General features: G+C 42.0%; 3 protein-coding genes. 2 read left to right on the top strand and 1 reads right to left on the bottom strand.

Annotated features, from left to right (window positions below):
- On the bottom strand, positions 1 to 1,165 hold a 1,165-nt coding region (locus JWQ85_RS21720), incomplete at its 3' end, for an FUSC family membrane protein (RefSeq protein WP_299471761.1).
- Positions 1,166 to 1,356: 191 nt separating this feature from the next.
- Between JWQ85_RS21720 and JWQ85_RS21715 the strand changes: the two genes are divergently transcribed.
- Both JWQ85_RS21715 and JWQ85_RS21710 read left to right on the top strand, forming a co-directional pair.
- Positions 1,357 to 3,930, top strand: a complete 2,574-nt coding sequence (locus JWQ85_RS21715; protein ID WP_299471758.1) for a phosphoenolpyruvate carboxylase — start codon at positions 1,357 to 1,359, stop codon at positions 3,928 to 3,930.
- 139 nt (positions 3,931 to 4,069) lie between these two features.
- Positions 4,070 to 4,370: DUF4142 domain-containing protein (locus JWQ85_RS21710; RefSeq protein ID WP_299471756.1), on the top strand; the 301-nt coding region annotated here is incomplete at its 3' end.

The raw sequence follows: 4,370 nt of genomic DNA, 5'->3' as shown, positions 1-4,370 counted from the left end.
ATGTTAGATTATCAAAAAATACATGTGGCGCGTAATCTTGCTGAGCTACAAACTTTGAATACTCTACACCGGTTGGGCCCTGCACTAAACTATCTGACGCTTTAGAGTGATAGTATTTATAAAGGTTAGATATACTCTTGCTCAAATCTCTCAAATTGATCAGGATCTTCTTTAAAACAAGATTACTTGTTTCCTTATCATCGGTACCTATGGCATCAATTCTTTGTTTTAAATACTCCAGGTGCAACTCCAAATTGCTCAGCTTTTCGGGGCGTGTGTTGGCCAGTACGGCAAAGCCTATGTTGTCCAGATCGTCTGCTACATGATGCAGAAAATCGGCTATGTCTTTTAAAACGCCGGTGCTTTCAAATTTTTCGCGAATGTAGGAGTAGTCGTAGTGGGTAGCCATTATCTGCTCAAACATATCTACCAGGTCAATAAAGGTAAGCACCAATATCCTGCTGGCCGCGGTAGATTCCTTTACCAGCAGGCGGCTTTTAAAAAGGATCTCTCTAACGGCATCCTGATGATTGCTTACCTGGATCTGCTGTAACACCAGTTTGCGGTAATTTTCGTCAATATCTGTTGTGTGGATATAAAAATCGGCCTTTATCCGCAGGAAACGGGCGATATCGGCAACATTTTCGCCCAGTATCTGCTGTGCGGCACGGAAGGGGCGTATGCCAAAAAATACCAGGCTGAATATCATATACCATAAACCACCGGCCAAAATGGTTAGGCAAAACATGGGCAGTTGCGGTGGCGGCACTGCCTTATCCATCATAAATATCATCACCAGCAAAGCTGATGTACCTATAGATGCAGCGCGGTTACCGTAAACGATAAGCATAGAAAAAAGGAAGGAGAAAACGGTTATCTCTAATCCGAGGGTATAAACGCTGAGGCGGGCGTAACCTGTAATAAAAGCTACAACAAGCAAACATAAGTTGCCTACAGCCATAGCGTTACGTTTATGCGAAATAGGCCCCGGCCCGTCAATAGTACAAATGCAAAGCGCGCCCAGCGACATGGTAAGCCCCAGATCGAAGTTGCCCAACTGCATCATCACTAATGAGGGTACCAAAATACCGATAGACATGCGCAACCCGTCAGAAAAATACTGGCTGTAAAAAAAGCTTTTTATTTCTCTTTTATGGTTGTTCATTTACTAATTATTGGGCGATGATTTTGATTTGCAAAATTAAACAAATAAACCGTTTACTGTTTTGCAATAACAATAATTGCATTAAAATGTACAAACCGTTATTAATTTATTAGTTTTTAACGTAATTTAATTTTAGATAGTTAAATTCACGCCGTTATTGTTTCCTATCATATTTGTAAACCTGTTAAATTATGCCATCTACATTAAGGCTCAGTCAAAAAGAATCTATATTTAATCACGAAGTTGTTAAACGCTTTGAGTTATATAACAGTTTGTTTCAAACGCTGCCTTTTTATCAGGTAAAGGACACTGGTATATTGCTTCCGTTTTTTAGTTCGCATTGCGATAAAGGGGCGGCAGACCAAGCTTCCCCTACAGAAATTATCGAGTCGTTCTTCAAAAAATATGTACCCGGCATTGATAACCGGGAGCAAATAAACCGTTTATTTAGGTTTATACAATATATTGAACGCCAGGTGGTTTTGTTTGATGCTATCGAGGATTCCTCTTTCAGCAAAGTAGGCCGCGTTGACGATACCGGCACCCTGCAAAGCATGGTTCAGCAGGCATCGCAAAACGAGCAGACAAGAGCTAATATTAGTAAACAATTAAAAGAATTTTCGTTACGCCTGGTGCTTACAGCGCACCCTACACAGTTTTACCCGGGTACCGTTCTGGGTATAATGACAGACCTTATAGAGGCCTTAAAAACCAACGATATCCCTTCAATAGATGGTTTGTTACAGCAATTAGGTAAAACGCCTTTCTTTAATAAAACTTCGCCAACACCTGTTGATGAGGCGGTTAGTTTGGTTTGGTTTCTGGAGAATATATTTTACCATGCCTTATCGGGCATACAATCAAAACTCGAAGAAGAGTTTGATATAGAAGGTAACAGGCAGGTATTGGAACTTGGCTTTTGGCCGGGTGGCGATAGGGATGGTAACCCTAATGTGACCACCGAAACCACACGTTCGGTAGCCACCTTATTAAGGCAGGTAATTTACCGTTGCTACTACCGCGATTTCAGGAACCTGAAACGCCGTATTACCTTCAGGGGTTTTGCCGATACTATTAGCAAGCTGGAAGTATTGCTTTATGATAATGCCTTTAACACACAAACTAACCCTAAAGATCTGCAGCCGGAGTTGCTAAAACTTCTAAAATCAATGCACCAAACATTGGTGACCGATCACGACAGCTTGTTTGTATCTATCGTAGATAACCTGATACAAAAGGTACAGTTGTTCGGTTCGTACTTTGCTACGCTGGATATTAGGCAGGATAGCCGTGTGTTGCGTGACGTGTTTAAATACACTACCGAAAAAGTTTACACCGGTGTTCCAAAAAATTATGCTGAGCAAAGCGAAGACGCCAAAATAAAAAGCATTCCGTTTAACCAGGCCGATTTTAAATGCCCCGCCACTGCCGATAGCCTTACCCGCGATACGCTGGATACTATCAGGTTAATGAAGGATATTCAGCATACCAACGGCGAAAAAGGATGCCAGCGTTTTATTATCAGCAACTGCCAGGAAGCATCAGATATTTTACAGCTTATTAATCTGTTTTTATGGAGCGGCTGGGAAAAAGATAAACTGAGTGTTGATTTTATGCCTTTGTTTGAAACCGTTAACGATTTGAAAAAGGCAAGCGAAGTGATGGAGAAATTATACACCCATCCATTCTACAAATCGCACCTAAAAAAACGCGGCAACAGGCAAACCATTATGCTGGGCTTTAGCGATAGTACCAAAGATGGCGGCTATCTGATGGCCAACTGGAGCATCTACAAAGCCAAGGTTGAATTGACCGCCATGGCCCGCAAACATAATATTGACCTGGCCTTTTTTGACGGCAGGGGTGGCCCGCCGGCCCGTGGTGGTGGTAAAACGCACCGTTTTTATGCATCAATGGGTAAAGAGATAGCTAACGATCATATCCAGCTAACTATACAGGGGCAAACGGTAAGCTCGCAATATGGTTCGGTTGAAACGGCGAGGTTTAATACCGAGCAATTGATAAACGCGGGCATTATATCTGCCCTGCATCCAAATCATAACGATCTGCTTGATAACGGGCACAAGGCGCTTATAGCCGAAATGGCCGAAGAAAGCCACACATTGTTCCTGGCATTGCGCGAGCACCCGCTGTTTGTAGAATACCTGGAGAAGTTTAGTCCGCTGAAATTGCTTTCGCAGATCAATATCAGCAGCAGGCCAACCAAGCGTAATGCAGGTGCCAAGTTAAAACTGGAAGATCTGCGTGCCATAAGCTTTGTAACATCGTGGAGCCAGTTAAAACAAAATATACCCGGTTTTTACGGCGTAGGCACAGCTTTAAAGAAAATGAAGGATAACGGCAGCTGGGAAGAAGTGAAAGAGCTTTACCAAAACTCCGGTTTCTTTAAAACCATGCTGGATAATTGCATGATGTCTATGTCGAAATCTGACTTTAGGGTAACGGCATACATGGAGAAAGATGCCAAGTTCAAAAAGTTTTGGAAAGACCTTAAAGCTGAATTTGAACTAACCAGAGATATGTTGCTGGAACTTACCGGTACTAAAGTTTTAATGGAAGAGTACCCGGTAGAGCGCCGCTCAATAGCCGTACGCGAGAAGATTGTATTGCCGCTGGTTATTATACAACATTATGCGCTGCAATGCCTAAACAATACTGATGACGAGGAACTGATAGGTATTTATAACAAACTGGTTATACGTACCGTGTATGGTATTGTAAATGCCGGCAGAAATTTGGCGTAGCCTCACTCAGCCCTCTCTAAAAGGAGAGGGCTTTTAATATTTTGCTATCGCGCGGTATTTAATCATGTTTATAAATCCCTTTTTGTAAACAGAATGTGAAAAATCTTGTTACGTAAGTAGTATAAACTTAACATTTACGATGAAAGGATTTTGCATTGCGTTAACATTGGTAACGTTGCTGGCTGTACAGGCCTGTACCGATAGGAAAGGTAGAAACTTTAACAAAATTGATGATAGCGGGCTTACATTTGTAAATGCGGCTGCAGAAGCTGGTGCAGCAGAGGTTAAAATATCTCAACTGGCATTAAAAAATTCCCAAAATAGCGAGGTGATCAAATTTGCAAAAATGATGATAGCCGACCATACCGATGCCGGTAACGAATTAAAGCAGATTGCTGCCGATAGTAAAATTAGCGCCAATGACAGCTTGAGTGCTGTTC

Source organism: Mucilaginibacter sp. (genome assembly GCF_028288105.1).
GTDB lineage: Bacteria > Bacteroidota > Bacteroidia > Sphingobacteriales > Sphingobacteriaceae > Mucilaginibacter.
This window is presented reverse-complemented; position numbering and strand designations above follow the sequence as displayed.